This is a genomic window from Cupriavidus sp. a3, assembly GCF_051015765.1.
Taxonomy (GTDB): Bacteria; Pseudomonadota; Gammaproteobacteria; order Burkholderiales; family Burkholderiaceae; genus Cupriavidus; species Cupriavidus oxalaticus_A.
Window position 1 is genome coordinate 72,624 of record NZ_CP170643.1, and the last position, 17,058, is coordinate 89,681.

Below are 17,058 nucleotides of genomic sequence, written 5' to 3' on the forward strand. Positions count from 1 at the left end.
CCCCCGTGAAGTCAAAGCCCTGCCTAAGCGCTACACCGTCCGGTTCCTCAGAAAGGACCTTAACTGAACGGCATTAGGCCGCAAGGGCCCGTTTCTTATTTGTGCCGTCTGGCATAATCGATTTCAGTGCGGCGCCCGACCTGCCGCGCACCGAAACAAAGAAGCCCGCCGCCGGACATGCCGGTTGCGGGCTTCTTCTCCAATAAAGCGGGAGAGGGCGTTTGACTCTCTCCCAAAGCCGGTTGGAGACCAGGCAGAAACAGAAGGGGCCGCTCTGGGGAGGAGCGGCCCCGGATCGCGCTTGCAGGAGCCTTGTTGCGGTAGCGGACCCCGGAGGGACGGGCCGCTTACAGCGGCGCGCGATCGGTACCGGTTTCGTACTTTGCGCCGTCGGCAAAGGCGTCGAACTTGCCGGCGCGGGCGCCATTGGTGTAGGTGTCGAACTTGCCAGCCTTGGCACCGTCAGCGAACACGTCGTACTTGCCGGCCTTGGCGCCGTCCGTGTAGACGTCGTACTTGGCCGCCTTGGCACCGTCGGTGAACACATCGAACTTGCCTGCCTTGGCAAAGGCCGGCGAAGCGGACAGGGCAGCGGCGATGGTGGCGACAGCGATCAGGGCAGAGCGGTTTTTCATGATTCAGGCCTTCTTTATAGCTTGGATGCCTCCGCCAGCACTTTGGCTGAAACAGGATTGTTGCATTGCGGCATCCGATGGGTAGATATTAGGCATTTCCCTCATATCAATAAATATCAGGATCCACAATGATTAGTTCTGATTCCAACAATAAAGCAGTCTGAACGCGTAAGGATTCAGCGCAGAAACGGGAGACTATGTCATGGATCGCCTGCAATCGATGCGTGTGTTTTCCAAGGTGGTGGAACTGGGAAGCTTCGCGCGTGCAGCGCAACAGCTGGAAATGTCCAACGCCGTGGTCACCCGCTACGTCGCCGACCTGGAAAGCCACCTGGGCACCCGGCTGCTGAACCGGACCACTCGCAGCCTGTCGCTGACCGACGCCGGCGAAACCTACCTGCAGCGCTGCCAGCAGATCCTCGAGGATGTGGAAGAGGCCGAAAGCGTGGTCGCCGCGCGCAGCCAGTCGCTGTCGGGCACGCTGCGGCTGGTGACGCCGGTGATGTTCGGCCTGCACCTGCTGCCCGAACTGCTATCGCGCTTCCAGCAGCTCTATCCGGATGTGGTGTTCGACGTGCTGCTGTCTGACCGCAACGTCGACATCGTCGAGGAAGGCCGCGACGTGGCCGTAATGCTGTCAGACCTGGGACTGGGCTCGCATCTTGTGGCACGCCCGCTGCTGTCGGCCGAAGTGATCCTGTGTGCATCGCCCGGCTACGTGGCCGCGCACGCGCCGCTGCGCCATGCGCACGAGCTGAGCCACCATCGCTGCATCGCGATGCGGCTGCCCAACGCCGAACACGAATGGACGCTGCTCGGGCCCGAGGGCGAGGTGACCGTGCCGATCCGCCCTGGCCTGCTGTGCAGCAATGCCGAGCTGGCGCACCAGGCTGCGCTGGCCAATATGGGCGTGGCCATGCTGTCTTCCTACCTGGCCCGGCCGAATATCGAATCCGGCAAGCTGGTCCATGTGTTGCCGCAGTATCAGTTGCCACGGCGGGACGTCAGCGTGGTCTACCCGAGCCGGAAGTTCCTGCCGACCAAGGTCCGTGCGTTTATCGATTTCCTGCTGGAGGAAGGGCAGGTGAAGGGCAAGGCGGAGGACGCCGAGCCGCGGCACCCGGCGCATAGCGTCAGCACGTAAGTCCTGGGAAGGGCCGGCGGCTGATTCCGGATTGCAGAAGGGGCCCTTGCGGGCTGCCCTTGCGGGCCCCTTTGCCGTTACGGTGTCACTCGCCCGCTTCGACAGCGGTCTTGCGCGCCGCGCTCTTGGCGGGCACCTTCTTGGCCGCGGTCTTGGTGGCGGCGGTCTTCTTCGCTGCCGTCTTCGCTGCCGTCTTCGCTGCCGTCTTCGCCGCTGTCTTTGTGGCCGTCTTCGTGGCCGCGGTCTTGGCCGACGCCTTGCCCTCCGGTGCCTCCGCCGGCTCGGCATCGGCCACCTTGGCCGCGCCACGCGATCCCGTCTTTGCCGCAGTCTTGGCGCCCGGCTTGGGCTCGCGCGCCTCGAACTCGAAGCCGATCTTGCCGTCCGGCTGCTTGACCAGGAAGGCCTTGAAGTTGCGGCCGGTGCGCGACGACTTGAAGCCGGTCAGCAGGTCGGTCTTGCCGTCATTGAGCAGCTTGCCGATCTGCTCGCGGCTGATCTCCTGCTGCAGGATGATCTTTCCGGTGGTGAAGTCGCAGCTCTTGGGGCTGGCCACGCTGTTCTCGCAGACGTACTTCATGCCGTGCTCGAACACCGCGCCGCCGCACTTGGGGCAGGTGCCGACCGGCTCCTGGCCGCTGAAGTCGACCGGCTCGCCGTCGCCCTCGTCGTCATTCTGGCCGAAGTCGAACTCCATCTTGAAATTGCCTTCGTCGTCCTTGCCCAGCTTGAGGATGGCGGCGAACGGGCGGCCCATCTTGCTGCGGAAGCCCTGCAGCGGACCGATTTCCTTCTTCAGCAGCAGTTCCTCGACCTCTTCGATCTCGAACTGGCGCCCGCCGGGGATCTTGCTGATCGAGAACTCGCACGCGGTGCAGGCGAAGCGGCGATAGTTCTCCTTGACCTGCCCGCCGCACTGCGGGCAGGGCGTGTCCAGCGTGGCGTAGTCGCCCGGGATGGTGTCGCTGTCGTATTCCTTGGCGCGCTTGACGATCTGCTGCGTCATCTGCGCGATCTCGAGCATGAACTCGTCGCGCTTCAGGCGCCCGCGCTCGATCTGCGAGAGCTTGTGCTCCCACTCGCCGGTCAGTTCGGCCTGCGTCAGTTCCTGCACGCCCAGCCCGCGCAGCAGCGTCATCAGCTGGAACGCCTTGGCGGTGGGGATCAGCTCGCGGCCTTCGCGCACCAGGTACTTCTCGGTCAGCAGGCCTTCGATAATCGCCGCGCGCGTGGCCGGGGTGCCCAGGCCCTTGCCGGCCATGGCCTCGCGCAGCGCGTCGTCGTCCACCAGCTTGCCGGCGCCTTCCATGGCCGACAGCAGCGTGGCTTCGTTGTAGCGCGCGGGCGGCTTGGTGGTCAGGCCGACGCTCTCGACCTTGTCGGTCTTGACTTTCTCGTCCTTGGCCACCGGCACCAGGTTGGCGGCATCCTTGTCGCCTTGCGCCTCGCGGCCATAGATCACCAGCCAGCCGGGGTTGACCAGCACCTTGCCTTCGGTCTTGAAGTGGTGTCCGGCAACTTCGGTGATGCGGGTCGTGACCTGGAATTCGGCGGCCGGGAAGAACACCGCCAGGAAGCGGCGCACCACCAGGTCATACAGCTTCTGTTCCGGCTCCGACAGATTCTTTGGCGCCTGCAGCGTCGGGATGATGGCGAAGTGGTCGCTGATCTTGCTGTTGTCGAAGATCTTCTTGTTCGGGCGTACCCAGCCCTGCGACAGGATCTTCTTCGCGTGCGGCAGGTAGTTGGGCGAGCTGTCGGCCAGCATGTCCATGGTCTGCTTGACCGTGTCCATGTAGTCTTCGGGCAGCGCGCGGGCGTCGGTACGCGGGTAGGTCAGGACCTTGTGCTTCTCATACAGCGCCTGCGCCAGGCCCAGCGTGTTCTTGGCCGAGAAGCCGAAACGCGAGTTGGCCTCGCGCTGCAGCGTGGTCAGGTCGAACAGTGCCGGCGACTGCTGCGTCGACGGCTTGGATTCCTCGGTGACGGTGCCTGGCTTGTCGCGGCAGGCGGCAACGATGCTCTTGGCCTCGGCCTCGCTCCACAGGCGCGACTCGCGCGCCTCGGGATCGAACTCGCTCTTCTTGAACTTGGGGTCGAACCAGCGGCCTTCGTACAGGCCCGCGGCGGCGATGAACTCGGCGCGCACTTCCCAGTAGTCGCGCGGGACGAAGTGCTTGATCTTCTCTTCGCGCTCGACCACGATCGACAGCGTCGGCGTCTGCACGCGGCCCACGGTGGTCAGGAAGAAGCCGCCGCCCTTGCTGTTGAAGGCGGTCATCGCGCGCGTGCCGTTGATGCCGACCAGCCAGTCGGCCTCGGAACGGCAGCGTGCGGCGTCGGCCAGCGGCAGCATGTCCTCGTCCTCGCGCAGGCTGGCGAAGCCGTCGCGGATGGCCTGCGGCGTCATCGACTGCAGCCACAGGCGGCGGATCGGCTGTTTGGCCTTGGCCTGCTGCGCGATCAGGCGGAAGATCAGTTCACCCTCGCGCCCCGCGTCGCAGGCGTTGATCAGGCCGGTCACGTCCTTGCGCTTGATCAGGCGGTTCAGCACCTTCAGGCGCGACTCGGTCTTGGCGATCGGGCGCAGGTCAAAATGCGGCGGGATCACCGGCAGGTTGGCAAAACTCCATTTGCCGCGCTTGACCTCGTATTCGTCCGGGGCGGCAATCTCGACCAGGTGGCCAACTGCCGAAGACAGCACGTAGTCGTCGCTCTCGAAATACTCGTCGTGCTTGGTAAACCCCCCGAGGGCACGGGCGATATCCGCCGCGACCGACGGTTTTTCCGCGATGATGAGGGCTTTTGACATGGGAAAGGGTCCTTGCGAGCCGCTTCCGGCAACCCGCTAATTGCACTGCAAACGTAGTAATCAGAACGCCGGGAGGCTTTGAGGCGCCAATAATAAGCGCGGTTTCAACGACGGTGCAAGCAAGCGCCATCGTTGTCGCCGGCACCGCCTAGGCGGCGCCAGCCTCCCCGGCAAGTAGCCAGTCCAGCACCTGTGGCACATCTTCGGCGCTTGCCGGCATCGCGCCACCGCGCGTCAGCATGCGCTCCAGCACCTCGACATGCGGCAGCAGCGTGCCATAGAACTGCGGCGCGCCGCCCGACGCCGGCTGTACCAGCAGCGTCGGGAAGTTCTCGATGTCGATATCGCCGAGCGCATCGGCATGGGTCTCGATATCGATCCAGACGAAACAGTCCTGCGGATGGCGCCCGGCAAGTGTCTCCAGGGCCTTCAGGTAATCCCGGCAGGTACCGCACCACTGCGCGCACAGGCAAGCCACCAGACGGCCCTGTGGCCGCGCCGCCAGGCATTCGGCAATCGCGGCGGCGTCACGCTCGGGAAAGTAAACGGTCATGGCATCGGAGTCATGTGGCGTCCGCGACATGCGGACGCCGGCGATTGTATCGGTATCGGGGGCCATGCCCCCTTGCTGTGGCAAAACGCCTGGTTCAGCCGAGGCGCCGGAACAGGTTTCCCGGTAGACGTTCGGCCATGCCGGCCAGTTCCAGCTCCAGCAGGCGCGCCGCGACCGTCTCCGGGGGCTGGCCGCTGCGCTCGCACAGCGCGTCCAGCGTAACCGGATCGTAGCCGAGTGCCGGCAACAGGGTATCAGCCGGTTCTGAAAGCCGGGCCTTGCCGGTGACATCGTGGTCCGGAGCCGCAACGACCGGGACCGGGGGTGGGGCGGGGGCGCCAAGTTCGTCGAGCACGTCCGCTACCGATTCCACCAGCTTCGCCCCCTGGCCGATCAGCAGGTGGCAGCCGCGCGACAGCGGCGCGTGGATCGAACCGGGAATCGCGAACACCTCGCGCCCGAGGTCCGCCGCCAGCCGCGCCGTGATCAGCGAACCCGAGCGCGCTGCCGCCTCGACCACCAGCACGCCGCGCGCAAGCGCTGCGATGATGCGGTTGCGCCGCGGGAAGTTGGCCGCCAGCCCGCGCATGCCGAGGGGGAACTCGGTGACGATGGCGCCGCGCTGCGCCACCTCGCGGGCCAATGAAAGGTTCTCCGCGGGATAGACGCGGTCGGCCCCGGTGCCGATCACCGCCACCGTGCCGCCGCAGCCGCGCAGGCCGCCCGCATGGGCGGCCGCGTCGATGCCCTGCGCCAGGCCCGAAACCACCGTCAGCCCCGACTCGGACAAGCCCTGCCCGAACGTCAGCGCGTCGCGCGTGCCCTGCGCGGTGGCCGAGCGCGCGCCGACGATGGCCACCGCGGGGCGGGCCAGCATCGCGGGATCGCCCTGGATATATAGCAGCGGCGGCGGATCGGCCAGGTCGAACAGGCGTCGGGGATAGGCGTCGTCGGCGAGCGTAACGAGGTGGTTGCCGGGCGTGTCGAGCCAGCGCAGCGTCCGGCCGGCCAGCGCCGACACCGCGGCGCCGGGGGCAGCCAGCACGGCGCGCGCCAGCCTGGCCGGTACCACCGCCGACAGCGCCGCCACGCTTTGCGCCAGCACCTGCTGCGGCAGCCCGAATGCCGCCATCAGGCGCCGCATCGCCACAGGGCCGACGCCGGGTGCGTTGGCCAGCCGCAGCCACGCGAGCACGTCAGGCGGCTCGCGCGTGCTGTCCTGCCGGATCTCGCCGGCCAGGGGCAATGCCTTCACGCCATCCCCCAAGGCCGGTTCAGCGCGGCGAGGTGGCGCGGTCGCCGACCGCGATCACGTTGGAGGCGTCGGTCACCAGCGCGTACGCCACGCCGGGGAACACGCGGAAGACAAAGGCGAGCCCGTAACGCTCGTCGGGCAGGCGGATGCTGCGGTTCTGGTCGGTCCGGTCGTGTACGGTCTCGCCGGTGCGCGACAGCGCCAGCACTTGCCCGGGCTCGAGCCCGGCCTTGCTGCCGACGTTGAGCACCACCACCTGCTTGGCGCCGCCGAATTCGACGCCGCCATAGACCTTGGCAACGCGGCCGTCGACCTCGACATCGGGTGCGTGCGGCACGTAGCGCACCGCTTCGCGCGCCGGCTGCGGCATCAGCATCGTGCCCACGCCCATCTCTTGCTGGGCCTGCGTGACCTGCAGCGTGGACACCGCGTCGGGGCCCTGCGCGCCGCGCGCCAGCCGGACGTTGCCCTCGTACTCGGCCTCATAGCCCAGCACGGCGTTGGTGACCGGATCGCGCACCGGCGTGACCGGCCGGTAGGCCTGCCAGTCGCTGCCGGCCGGCGCATCGGGCGCAATGCCGCGCGCGTAGGCGCTGTCGTCGCGGCCCAGGTACACGCGCGATTCGGGCACCGCGACGATCCGTGCTGAGGTTGCAAGCGTGCCTTCGTCGACCACCAGCGGCCGGATCAGGAACGGCTCGATATCGCTGGCGGAAATGCTGAGGATGGCGGCGCCGTCCGCATCGCCGCCGCGCACGCGAGGTGACAGTTGCACAGTCCCGTTGCCCGCGGGGGTGGTCGACAGCCAGGCGCGGCCGTCGCGCTGGATCAGGTACAGGATCTGGCCGGGGTAAATAAGGTGCGGGTTGCGGATCTGCTGCTGGTTCATCCCCCACAACTCGGGCCAGCGCCACGGCTGGCGCAGGTATCGGCCCGAAATGCCCCACAGCGTATCGCCGTTGCGCACGGTGTACTGCGAGGGCGCATTGGGGGCGAGATCGGCGATCGGGATGCCCTGGCGGGCAGTGCGCTGGGCCTCGGCCTGCTGCGCCGCCGTGACCGTCAGGTCGGCGGCCCTGGCGGGCAGTGTTGCCGCGGCAGTGATGCCGGCGGCACTCAGCAATGTGAGGGTGAACGCGTGCAGCCTGCGGCCCGACGCCGCCTGGTGTTCTTTGGTAAGATCGCGCATTTTCCTGAACCGGCCGGTGGTTCGGCCGGATTGACCCTGGAGAGCGTGCCTGCTTCGGCGCGCCTTGATTTTTTGTACTGGCGCCCCGATTCTGCATGTAAAGTCCCGACGCCGCAACGCGGCCGGGCCGCTCGCTCAAGCGGGCGTTGCGCCCTAGCATCATGGCAAAACTCGACATCCTGACCTACCCCGATCCCCGTCTGCACACCGTCGCGAAACCTGTCGCGGCCGTGGACGACCGTATTCGCCAGCTGGTGAAGGACATGGCCGAGACCATGTACGAAGCGCCGGGCATCGGCCTGGCCGCGACGCAGGTGAACGTCCACGAGCAGGTGGTGGTGATCGACGTTTCCGAAACGCGCGACCAGCTCCAGGTCTTTATCAATCCGGAAGTCGTCTGGGCCAGCGACAAGCGCAAGGTGTGGGAAGAGGGCTGCCTGTCGGTGCCCGAGATCTATGACCGCGTCGAGCGCCCCGACCGTGTGCGCGTGCGCGCGCTCAACGAGAAGGGCGAGACCTTCGAGCTGGACGCCGACGACCTGCTGGCCGTATGTATCCAGCATGAGATCGACCACCTGCGCGGCAAGGTCTTCGTCGAGTACCTGTCGCCGCTGAAGCTGAACCGCATCAAGAGCAAGCTGCAGAAGCGCGAACGCACGCGCATGTAAGTCGCGCGCGGCATCCGCGAGAAGTGCGCGAAGATGTAACAGCACGGCGGAATCCGCCGCCTGCGCTCGACACGCGCGCGGGGTCTGCTATCTTTATGACTTCCGAAGAACAAACGTACCGGCCGCGATAGCGGCCGGTTGCGCTTTCAGCCAGTATTCACCTCGGAACCTGCCATGTCCCAAGCCAAGCCCCTGCGTGTCGCCTTTGCCGGCACGCCCGAGTTCGCGCGCGTCGCGCTTGAAGCCATCCACGCCGCCGGCTTTCCCGTGGTGGCCGTGCTGACGCAGCCGGACCGGCCCGCGGGCCGCGGCATGCAGCTGCAGGCAAGCCCGGTCAAGCAGTACGCGGTGGCCAACGGGCTCGGCCCGGTGCTGCAGCCCCGTTCGCTGCGCCGGCAAGGCAAGTATCCGGAAGAGGCCGCGGCGGCCGTGGACACGCTGGCGGAACTCGCCCCCGACGTGATGGTGGTCGCCGCCTACGGCCTGATCCTGCCGGCCGAGGTGCTGGAGTTGCCGCGCCTGGGCTGCCTCAACATCCACGGCTCGCTGCTGCCGCGCTGGCGCGGCGCGGCGCCGATCCACCGCGCCATCGAGGCCGGCGATGCCGAGACCGGCATCACGCTGATGCAGATGGACGAGGGCCTGGACACCGGCGACATGCTCACGCGCGAGGCCGTGCCGATCGGCGCCGACGACACCACCGGCACGCTGCACGACAAGCTGGCCGCGCTGGGCGCGCGCATGACCGTCGCCGCGCTGCAGGAACTGGCCGCTGGCCGCGCGCTGGCTGCGACGAAGCAGCCCGAAGCCGGCGTCACCTACGCCGAGAAGATCGCCAAGGACGAGGCGCCGCTGGACCTGCGCCGCCCGGCCACGGCGCTGGCCAGCCAGGTACGCGCCTTCAACCCGTTCCCCGGCGCCACCGTGCAGGTCGGCGATACCGTCATCAAGTGCTGGCAGGCAATGCCGCTGGCCGCGGCCAGCAGCCTGCCGCACCCGCCCGGGACGGTGCTGGCGGCCGATGCCGGCGGCATCATCATCGCCTGCGGCGACGGCAGCGCCCTGCAGGTGACCGAGCTGCAGAAGCCGGGCGGGCGCCGCCAGCCGGCGCAGCAGTTCCTGCAGGCCATGCCGGTGCCGCCGGGCACGCGCTGCGTGGTCCCCGGCAATGGCGCGGCGCAGGCATAATCAGTCAAGCCGGCGCGGCAAGCACTTCGTGTGCGTCATGCGCCATGGTGCGGCGGCTGGTCCCCGCAAGCAGTTGAATTTTCTGGTGTTGGCCCCTATCTAACGGTCATCGCACCGGCATGTTTTGCAACGCCTTGCAGCAGCCGGCGCGGTCCACTACATGGAGATCACCGCAATGTTCAACTGGGTCAAGACCTTCATGCTGATGGCGGCCATCACGGCGCTGTTCATCGTCATCGGCGGCATGATCGGCGGACGCAGCGGCATGATGATGGCGCTGCTGCTCGCGCTCGGCATGAACTTCTTCTCCTACTGGTTCTCGGACAAGATGGTCCTGCGCATGTACAACGCGCAGGAAGTCGACGCCAGTACCGCGCCGCAGTTCTACGGCATGGTGCAGGAGCTGGCGCAGCGCGCCAACCTGCCGATGCCGCGCGTCTACCTGATCAATGAAGACGCGCCGAACGCCTTCGCCACCGGCCGCAACCCGGAACACGCCGCGGTGGCCGCGACCACCGGCATCCTGCGCGTACTGTCCGAGCGCGAGCTGCGCGGCGTGATGGCGCATGAGCTGGCGCACGTGCGCCATCGCGACATCCTGACCTCGACCATTGCCGCGACCATGGCCGGTGCCATTTCCGCGCTGGCCAACATGGCGATGTTCTTCGGCGGCCGCGACGAGAACGGCAACCGCACCAATCCCATCGCCAGCATTGCGGTGGCAATCCTGGCGCCGCTGGCGGCCTCGCTGATCCAGATGGCGATCTCGCGCGCGCGCGAATTTGAAGCCGACCGCGGCGGCGCCGAGATCTGCGGCGACCCGCAGGCGCTGGCCAGCGCGCTCGACAAAATCCACCGCTATGCGCAGGGCATCCCGTTCCAGGCGGCCGAGGAGCACCCGGCCACGGCGCAGATGATGATCATGAACCCGCTCTCGGGCGGCGCCATCGCCAACCTGTTCTCGACCCACCCGGCGACCGAGGAACGCATCTCGCGCCTGATGCAGATGGCGCAGACCGGGACCTATCCCGCCTGATCGGGCGGGAGTTCGCGGGGTCCCTGGGGAGCCCGCCGGGGAGCCAATGTGGCTCAATTCCGGAGCGCGGCTCCCACACAAGGTAAACTGCCCGCTGGTTTAAACATGGACCAGCGGGCATTTTTCTTGCCCTCGCCCGGCTGCCCACCGATTCACGACTTACCTGCCGCCTCACCCGCTGCCTGACCGATATGCGCCTGCCTCCCGATTCGCTTGCCTTCCAGATGCTTGGCGCCGCCGCCGCGGTACGCGCCGTCAGCGAAGGCACCGCCTTGCCGCAGGCGATCGAAGACGCCGCCGCGCAGTTGCGCCTGGACCGCGTGCGCGATGCCGCCACGCGCGGTGCGCTGCAGGACATCGCTTACCGCACCATGCGCCAGTTCGGCACCGCGCGTGCGCTGGTGACGAAGCTGGTCACGCGCCCGCCCGGCGCGCAGGTGGACTCGCTGCTGGCGGTGGCGCTTGCGCTGCTGCTCGAGCAGGCACCGGGCCAGCGGCAGGACAAAGACAGCCAGGACGCGGCACAGGGCGCGACGCCGGGCACCCCGGGCCGCGCCGGCTACAGCACCTTCACGGTGGTCGATCAGGCGGTCAGCGCGGCCGCGTCGGAACCCAAGACTGCGCACGCCCGCGGCCTGGTCAACGCGGTACTGCGCCGTTTCCTGCGCGAGCGCAAGGCGCTGCTGGCCGAGGTCAACCGCGACGAACAGGCGCGCTGGAACCTGCCGCCGTGGTGGCTGCGCATGCTGCGCGAGGCGTACCCGGAGCAGTGGACCGATCTCGCCGCGAGCGTCAACGTGCGCCCGCCGATGACGCTGCGCGTCAACACCGCGCGGGTCAGCGTGAAGCAATACCAGACCGACCTGGCCAATGCCGGTCTCGCCGGCACCGTGGTCGGCCCGCAGGCCGTGCGCCTGGTGCGCGCGGTGCCGGTGACGCAATTGCCGGGCTTCGCCGAAGGCACGGTGTCGGTGCAGGACGCCGGCGCGCAACTGGCCGCGCCGCTGCTCGAGGTGGCCGACGGCATGCGCGTGCTCGATGCCTGCGCCGCGCCCGGCGGCAAGACCGGCCACCTGCTGGAGCTTGCCGACATCGACGTGACTGCGGTGGAAAGCGACCCGCAGCGCGCCACGCGCATCAACGAGAACCTCGCGCGCCTCGGCACGCAGGCCCGCATCGTGGTGGGCGATGCCAGCCAGCCCGCCGACTGGTGGGACGGCCAGCCCTTCGACCGCATCCTGGCCGACGTGCCGTGCTCGGCCTCCGGCATCGTGCGGCGCCATCCCGATATCCGCTGGCTGCGCCGTGAGACCGATATCGCCAAGCTGATCACCGAGCAGCGCCGCATCGTGTCGCAGCTGTGGCCGCTGCTCAAGCCGGGCGGCATCCTGGTCTACGTCACGTGTTCTATTTTCCCAACGGAAGGCGAGGAGCAGGCGCGCTGGTTTGGTGCACAACTGGCAGATGCGATACGATTGCAGGCGCCGGGGCAGCTGCTGCCCGGCACCCGTACGACAACGCACTCGGCCGGCGAACAAGGTGAAAAGGACCCTGGCCACGCCAGCCTGCCATCGGATCACGATGGCTTTTTCTACGCCCGCTTCCAGAAACGCGCCTGATCTGATCCGATGCCGAGCACGCCGCGCCCATCAGACTGCCGCGTTACCGTGGATTTCGCCGCGGGAATGACGCAACTGCGGACGCAACTGCGGGCGTGCATGCGTGTGCTGATGCTCGCGCTGGCTCTGCTGCTGTGGCTGCCGCCTGCCGCCCAGGCGCAGGTGATCGAGGCTACCGAGGCCCGCATCGAATACCAGGACGGTGGCTTCGAACTGGCTGCGAGCTTCGAGTTCGACCTGCCGCCCGCGCTGGAAGACGCGCTGCACAAGGGCATATCGCTATATTTCGTGGTCGATTTCGAGCTGACGCGGCCGCGCTGGTACTGGTTCGACGACAAGCCGGTCAACACCAGCCGCAGCGTGCGCTTGTCCTACCAGCCGCTGACGCGGCAATACCGCATTTCCACCGGCGGCCTGCAGCTGCCGTTCTCGCGGCTGAAGAGCGCGCTGCAGTTTGTCCAGCGGGTACGCGGCTGGCGCGTGTTCGAGCGCAACGCGGTCAAGCCCGGCGAGAGCTATCACGCGCAGGTGCGCATGCGGCTGGACCTGTCGCAACTGCCCAAGCCGTTCCAGATCAATGCGGTCAATACGCGCGACTGGAACCTGGCTTCGGACTGGCGGCGCTTTATCTACACCGTGCCGACGGACCTGAACGCGATCCCGACGCCGGTGCCGGTGCCCGCGGTTCCGGCGCCGCCGCCGCTGCCCGCTTCACCTGCCGCACCCATGCCCATGCCCATGCCGGCGCCCGCGTCTGCGCCGGGCGCACCCGCCGCCGCGGCGGAGCCGCGCAACACCGTGTTCGTGCAGGCGGTATCGAGCGCGCTGTTGCCCGCGCTGCTGGCGCAGCCGGCGCTGTCCGCCTCAAGCCAGCCATGAACACTTCGCTGTGGGACAGCCGTTTCCGGCGCGTGCTGTATCGCGTCGTGGCAGGCATCATCGTGTTCCTGGCGCTGGTGCTGGTCGGCCTGCTGGCCGGGGCATCGGCCAATACCGAATTCTTCGATCGCTATTTCACGCTGCTGTTCAAGGTGAACCTGGTGATCGGCGCGCTGCTGGTGCTGATCGTCGGCGCGCTCGCGGTGACGCTGTGGCTGCGCTACCGCCGCGGCAAGTTCGGCACGCGGCTGATGACCAAGCTCGCGGTGTTCTTCGGCGTGGTGGGCGTGCTGCCGGGCGTGCTGATCTACCTGGTGTCGCTGCAGTTCGTTTCGCGCAGCATCGAGTCCTGGTTCGACGTGCGCGTGGAAACCGCGCTCGAAGCCGGCCTCAACCTAGGCCGCTCCACCATCGACAGCGCGCTGGCCGACCTGCAGGGCAAGGCGCGGCTGATGGCCGAGCAGCTCTCCGGTTCGTCGGGCGTGTCCACGTCGCTGCAGCTGAGCCGGCTGCGCGAGCAATACGGCGTGCAGGAGGCGGCAATCTTCACCGGCAGCGGCCGCGTGCTGGCCACCGCATCGAGCAACTACGCCGCGCTGGTGCCCGACCTGCCTTCGGGCGTGCTGGCGGAGCAGGCGCGGCTGGCGGGCGGCTACGCCGCGGTCGAAGGCGGCACCGATCCGACGCAGGACAGCCAGGGCGCCGAGCGCGTCGAAGGCACCCCCCTGTACCGGCTGCGCGTGATCATCCCGCTGGGCGCGGCGCCGACCACCGCGCAGGAGCAGGTGGCCGCGAGCACGCCGCGCGCGACACCGCGCCCGCGCTGGGCCGGGTCGGGCCTGTCGGTGGAGCGCCGTCCCGAGGAAGCGCCGTCGAGCGGCTTCGGCCTGGTCGGCGAGACCGTGCGCGAGGAGCGTTACCTGCAGGTGCTGCACCCCGTGCCGGCCGTGCTCGCGCGCAATGCCGACGAGGTGCAGCGTGCCTACCAGGAGTACCAGGAGAAAGCGCTGGGCCGCACCGGCCTGCGCAAGATGTATATCGGGACGCTGACGCTGACGCTGTTCCTCGCGGTCTTTATCGCGGTGATGCTGGCCCTGCTGCTCGGCGGCCAGCTGGCGCGGCCGCTGCTGATGCTGCTGCAGGGGACCAAGGAAGTGGCCGAGGGCGACCTGTCGCCCAAGCGCGAGCTGAAGAGCCGCGACGAACTCGGCATGCTGACCCAGCAGTTCAACCAGATGACGCGGCAGCTGGCCGAGGCGCGCCTGGCGGTGGAAGAAAACCGCGCGGCGCTGGAGCAGTCAAAGGCCTACCTGGAAAGCGTGCTGCAGAACCTGACCGCGGGCGTGCTGGTATTCGACCGGCGCTTCGTGCTGATCACCGCCAACCCCGGCGCCGAGCGCATCTTCCGCCAGCCGTTCGGCGCCGTGCTGGGACTGCCGGTGGAGCAGATCCCGGGGATGGGCCCGTTCGGCGAGATCGTGCGCCAGGCGTTCTCCGACCAGAACACCAGCGAGGTGCTGGGCGGCGCCGAGCATTGGCAGAAGCAGATCGAGCTGCCGCAGGGCCACGGCGGCGGCATGGACGAACAACCGCTGACGCTGCTGGTGCGCGGCGCGCGGCTGCCCGGCGGCGAGCGCGACGAGCCCGGCTACGTCATCGTCTTCGACGATATTTCCGATGTGATTTCCGCTCAACGCTCGGTGGCCTGGGGCGAAGTGGCCCGTCGCCTCGCGCACGAGATCAAGAACCCGCTGACGCCGATCCAGCTGTCGGCCGAGCGGCTGCAGATGAAGCTCTCGCCCAAGCTGGAAGGCACCGACGTCGACGTGCTCAAGCGCGGCGCGGCCACGATCGTCAGCCAGGTGGCGGCGATGAAGCGCATGGTCGACGATTTCCGCGACTACGCGCGCACGCCGCCCGCGGTGCTGCAATCGCTGCAGCTCAACAGCCTGGTGTCAGAGGTGCTGCATCTGTATGGCATCGACGATCCCGCGCTGCACGAGCATCCGGTGATCCATCCGGCGCTGGGCGCTGCGCTGCCCGAGATCAAGGGCGACCCTACGCAACTGCGGCAGGTCATCCACAACCTGCTGCAGAACGCGCAGGATGCGGCCGCCGAGAACGTGGCGGCGGGTAGGGCGGCGCCCCATATCACTCTGAACACCGAGACTGTAGAATACAAAGATTCTGCCGGCGAAAACCGGCAGGCCGTCAAGCTCACCGTTGCGGACAATGGCCCCGGCTTTGCACCACGGATCCTGAGCCGCGCGTTCGAGCCCTACGTGACCACCAAAGCCAAGGGCACGGGTCTCGGGCTTGCGATGGTAAAGAAGATCATTGACGAACACGGTGCGCGCATCGAGTTGCGCAATCGCCTGGAAGGTGCGGAGGTCGTCGGTGCACAGATCTCGATCCTGTTCGTTAAACTGGCATAGTCAACTTTTGGCGATCCGGTCCCGGAACGCTGCGGTGGGGTTAAGAGGGGAAGTATGGCAACCATCCTCGTAGTCGATGACGAAATGGGAATCCGGGAGCTGCTCTCGGAGATCCTCAGCGACGAAGGCCACGTGGTCGAACTCGCGGAGAACGCGCAGCAGGCGCGCGAATACCGCGCGGGCGGCACACCTGACCTTGTGCTGCTCGATATCTGGATGCCCGATACCGATGGCGTCAGCCTGCTCAAGGAATGGTCCGCGCAGGGCCAGCTGAGCATGCCCGTCATCATGATGTCGGGCCATGCCACCATCGACACCGCGGTCGAGGCCACCAAGATCGGCGCGCTGAATTTCCTGGAAAAACCGATCGCGCTGCAGAAGCTGCTGTCCGCGGTGGAGCAGGGCCTGGCACGCGGCATCGAACGCCCGCGCAGCGCTCCCGCCGCCACCGCCGCGCCGGCAAGCGCTCCTTCGGCCGAATCCGCCAGCGCCACCGCCGCACCGGAAGCCGCAGCCGAGACCGCCGCCAATGGCAGCCCTGCGCGCGTGCCCGAGGCCGAGATGCAGTTCTCGTTCGACATGCCGTTGCGTGAAGCGCGTGACCTGTTCGAGCGCGCCTACTTCGAGTACCACCTGCTGCGCGAACACGGCAGCATGACTCGCGTGGCCGAGAAGACCGGGCTGGAGCGTACCCACCTGTACCGCAAGCTCAAGCAGCTCGGTGTCGAACTGGGCCGCAACAAGCCTGAACCGGCCGAGCAGTGAGCCAGTGATGCAGATGTCGCTTGACGGCGCCAAAGACAACGGTTATAGTCTCACTTCTTTGGCCCGGTAGCTCAGTCGGTAGAGCAGAGGATTGAAAATCCTTGTGTCGGCGGTTCGATTCCGTCCCAGGCCACCAGAATAAAAAAGCCCGGCTCTTGCAGCCGGGCTTTTTTGCTTTTGGAAAGCGGTGTCGGTCATGGTCCGGCCCGCTGGCATCAAGGCCAATGTCTTTGCCTGCCACGCAACACCCAATCCAGAAGTAAATATCTTCTACTTGGCACCCGTTATAGGTATCTCTAGGATTGCCTGATGCCCTGCCACCTGGCAGCGCGTCGCGCGCCGGCAAAACCGCTCTCGGCTACAGAACAATGCGGTACCCGGCGCAGGGAAGTCCTTTCTACCGGGGGTCAGATGGATACGTTGATCGGGACGGGCGGCGAGCGCGGCCTGTGGAAGAGCACCATGGCCGCGGCGAGCCAGGCACTGGGCGCGGCCGGCAAGGTCCAGCAGGCCGTGACGCAGACGCTGAAACTGCAGCGCAAGATCCGCGAGTTGCGCGACGCCTTGCACCAGGCCGAGGCGGAACGCGACGTCTATCGCGAACTCCATGCCCGCACCGTCGACGAACTGCACCAGGCGGTGGACCGCAGTCCGGCCGAGATGCGGCGGCTGCGAGCCGTGGCCGAGGCCATGCAGGTGCGCCATCGCGCCTACAAGCTGCTGGTGCAGCACTACATGCGACTGGGTACGCCGATCGATCCGGCGGTCTTCGCCGAGCAGCGCAGCCGCGTGCAGCAGCACATCCTGTTCCAGCGCCGCAAGGGCATCCAGGTGTCGGAGATCGGCGTCGACGATATCGCGTTCCTGCTGCGCTGAGGCG

14 protein-coding genes and 1 tRNA gene are annotated in these 17,058 nt (G+C 67.4%); 10 read left to right on the forward strand and 5 right to left on the reverse strand.

Features of this window, described 5'->3' with window-relative positions; genetic code table 11:
* Positions 1 to 347: 347 nt before the first annotated feature.
* Positions 348 to 635 carry a hypothetical protein gene (locus ACAD63_RS00295; RefSeq protein ID WP_431189894.1) on the reverse strand — a complete coding sequence of 96 codons (288 nt, stop codon included), beginning with the start codon at positions 633 to 635 and terminating at the stop codon, positions 348 to 350.
* 202 nt (positions 636 to 837) lie between these two features.
* On the opposite strand from ACAD63_RS00295, the gene ACAD63_RS00300 reads away from it, so the two are divergent.
* Positions 838 to 1,779, forward strand: coding sequence for a LysR family transcriptional regulator (locus ACAD63_RS00300; protein WP_133096599.1), 942 nt, complete (start codon positions 838 to 840; stop codon positions 1,777 to 1,779).
* A gap of 85 nt (positions 1,780 to 1,864) precedes the next feature.
* Here ACAD63_RS00300 and ACAD63_RS00305 read toward each other — a convergent pair whose 3' ends face one another.
* The 4 genes from ACAD63_RS00305 to ACAD63_RS00320 all read right to left on the reverse strand — a co-directional run bounded on the left by ACAD63_RS00305 (position 1,865) and on the right by ACAD63_RS00320 (position 7,588).
* Entirely contained in the window at positions 1,865 to 4,591 is a 2,727-nt protein-coding gene (locus tag ACAD63_RS00305; protein ID WP_434033290.1) for a DNA topoisomerase III, read from the reverse strand.
* A 148-nt stretch (positions 4,592 to 4,739) separates the two neighbouring features.
* A complete protein-coding gene (locus ACAD63_RS00310) occupies positions 4,740 to 5,144 on the reverse strand; it encodes a thioredoxin family protein (RefSeq protein WP_195427879.1) in 405 nt (134 codons plus the stop codon).
* Between the two features lie 94 nt (positions 5,145 to 5,238).
* On the reverse strand, positions 5,239 to 6,399 hold the full coding sequence (gene dprA / locus ACAD63_RS00315) for a DNA-processing protein DprA (RefSeq protein ID WP_243736962.1): 1,161 nt from the start codon (positions 6,397 to 6,399) through the stop codon (positions 5,239 to 5,241).
* Between the two features lie 19 nt (positions 6,400 to 6,418).
* Positions 6,419 to 7,588, reverse strand: coding sequence for a LysM peptidoglycan-binding domain-containing protein (locus ACAD63_RS00320; protein ID WP_133096596.1), 1,170 nt, complete (start codon positions 7,586 to 7,588; stop codon positions 6,419 to 6,421).
* A 161-nt stretch (positions 7,589 to 7,749) separates the two neighbouring features.
* On the opposite strand from ACAD63_RS00320, the gene def reads away from it, so the two are divergent.
* From def to ACAD63_RS00365, 9 genes are all read left to right on the forward strand, one after another.
* Entirely contained in the window at positions 7,750 to 8,256 is a 507-nt protein-coding gene (gene def, locus ACAD63_RS00325) for a peptide deformylase (protein ID WP_133096595.1), read from the forward strand.
* A 174-nt stretch (positions 8,257 to 8,430) separates the two neighbouring features.
* Positions 8,431 to 9,444, forward strand: coding sequence for a methionyl-tRNA formyltransferase (gene fmt / locus ACAD63_RS00330; RefSeq protein WP_133096594.1), 1,014 nt, complete (start codon positions 8,431 to 8,433; stop codon positions 9,442 to 9,444).
* 175 nt (positions 9,445 to 9,619) lie between these two features.
* Positions 9,620 to 10,480 (forward strand): zinc metalloprotease HtpX, encoded by an 861-nt coding sequence (gene htpX, locus ACAD63_RS00335; protein WP_133096694.1) that lies wholly within the window; start codon positions 9,620 to 9,622, stop codon positions 10,478 to 10,480.
* 191 nt (positions 10,481 to 10,671) lie between these two features.
* Positions 10,672 to 12,099: a 16S rRNA (cytosine(967)-C(5))-methyltransferase RsmB gene (gene rsmB, locus ACAD63_RS00340; protein ID WP_434033291.1), complete on the forward strand. Its 1,428-nt coding sequence runs from the start codon at positions 10,672 to 10,674 to the stop codon at positions 12,097 to 12,099.
* Positions 12,100 to 12,165: 66 nt separating this feature from the next.
* Complete coding sequence (locus ACAD63_RS00345) at positions 12,166 to 12,978, forward strand: DUF4390 domain-containing protein (protein WP_434033292.1); 813 nt, start codon at positions 12,166 to 12,168, stop codon at positions 12,976 to 12,978.
* Positions 12,975 to 15,413, forward strand: a complete 2,439-nt coding sequence (locus tag ACAD63_RS00350; RefSeq protein WP_135706165.1) for a sensor histidine kinase — start codon at positions 12,975 to 12,977, stop codon at positions 15,411 to 15,413. The genes ACAD63_RS00345 and ACAD63_RS00350 overlap by 4 nt, the downstream gene beginning before the upstream one ends.
* A gap of 54 nt (positions 15,414 to 15,467) precedes the next feature.
* A complete protein-coding gene (locus ACAD63_RS00355; RefSeq protein ID WP_135706164.1) occupies positions 15,468 to 16,178 on the forward strand; it encodes a response regulator in 711 nt (236 codons plus the stop codon).
* Positions 16,179 to 16,238: 60 nt separating this feature from the next.
* A tRNA-Phe gene (locus ACAD63_RS00360) sits at positions 16,239 to 16,314 on the forward strand.
* Positions 16,315 to 16,589: 275 nt separating this feature from the next.
* The gene (locus ACAD63_RS00365; protein WP_135706163.1) at positions 16,590 to 17,054 is read left to right on the forward strand and encodes a hypothetical protein; all 465 of its coding nucleotides are present in this window, start codon (positions 16,590 to 16,592) and stop codon (positions 17,052 to 17,054) included.
* The last annotated feature ends 4 nt before the right edge of the window (positions 17,055 to 17,058 follow it).

Coding starts and splice junctions, on each gene's coding strand:
- def (WP_133096595.1), top strand. CDS start 7,750: ATGGCAAAACTCGACATCCTGACCTACCCCGATCCCCGTCTGCACACC.
- ACAD63_RS00350 (WP_135706165.1), top strand. CDS start 12,975: ATGAACACTTCGCTGTGGGACAGCCGTTTCCGGCGCGTGCTGTATCGC.
- rsmB (WP_434033291.1), top strand. CDS start 10,672: ATGCGCCTGCCTCCCGATTCGCTTGCCTTCCAGATGCTTGGCGCCGCC.
- ACAD63_RS00320 (WP_133096596.1), bottom strand. CDS start 7,588: ATGCGCGATCTTACCAAAGAACACCAGGCGGCGTCGGGCCGCAGGCTG.
- htpX (WP_133096694.1), top strand. CDS start 9,620: ATGTTCAACTGGGTCAAGACCTTCATGCTGATGGCGGCCATCACGGCG.
- ACAD63_RS00365 (WP_135706163.1), top strand. CDS start 16,590: ATGGATACGTTGATCGGGACGGGCGGCGAGCGCGGCCTGTGGAAGAGC.
- ACAD63_RS00345 (WP_434033292.1), top strand. CDS start 12,166: ATGACGCAACTGCGGACGCAACTGCGGGCGTGCATGCGTGTGCTGATG.
- ACAD63_RS00310 (WP_195427879.1), bottom strand. CDS start 5,144: ATGACCGTTTACTTTCCCGAGCGTGACGCCGCCGCGATTGCCGAATGC.
- ACAD63_RS00295 (WP_431189894.1), bottom strand. CDS start 635: ATGAAAAACCGCTCTGCCCTGATCGCTGTCGCCACCATCGCCGCTGCC.
- ACAD63_RS00355 (WP_135706164.1), top strand. CDS start 15,468: ATGGCAACCATCCTCGTAGTCGATGACGAAATGGGAATCCGGGAGCTG.
- ACAD63_RS00300 (WP_133096599.1), top strand. CDS start 838: ATGGATCGCCTGCAATCGATGCGTGTGTTTTCCAAGGTGGTGGAACTG.
- fmt (WP_133096594.1), top strand. CDS start 8,431: ATGTCCCAAGCCAAGCCCCTGCGTGTCGCCTTTGCCGGCACGCCCGAG.
- ACAD63_RS00305 (WP_434033290.1), bottom strand. CDS start 4,591: ATGTCAAAAGCCCTCATCATCGCGGAAAAACCGTCGGTCGCGGCGGAT.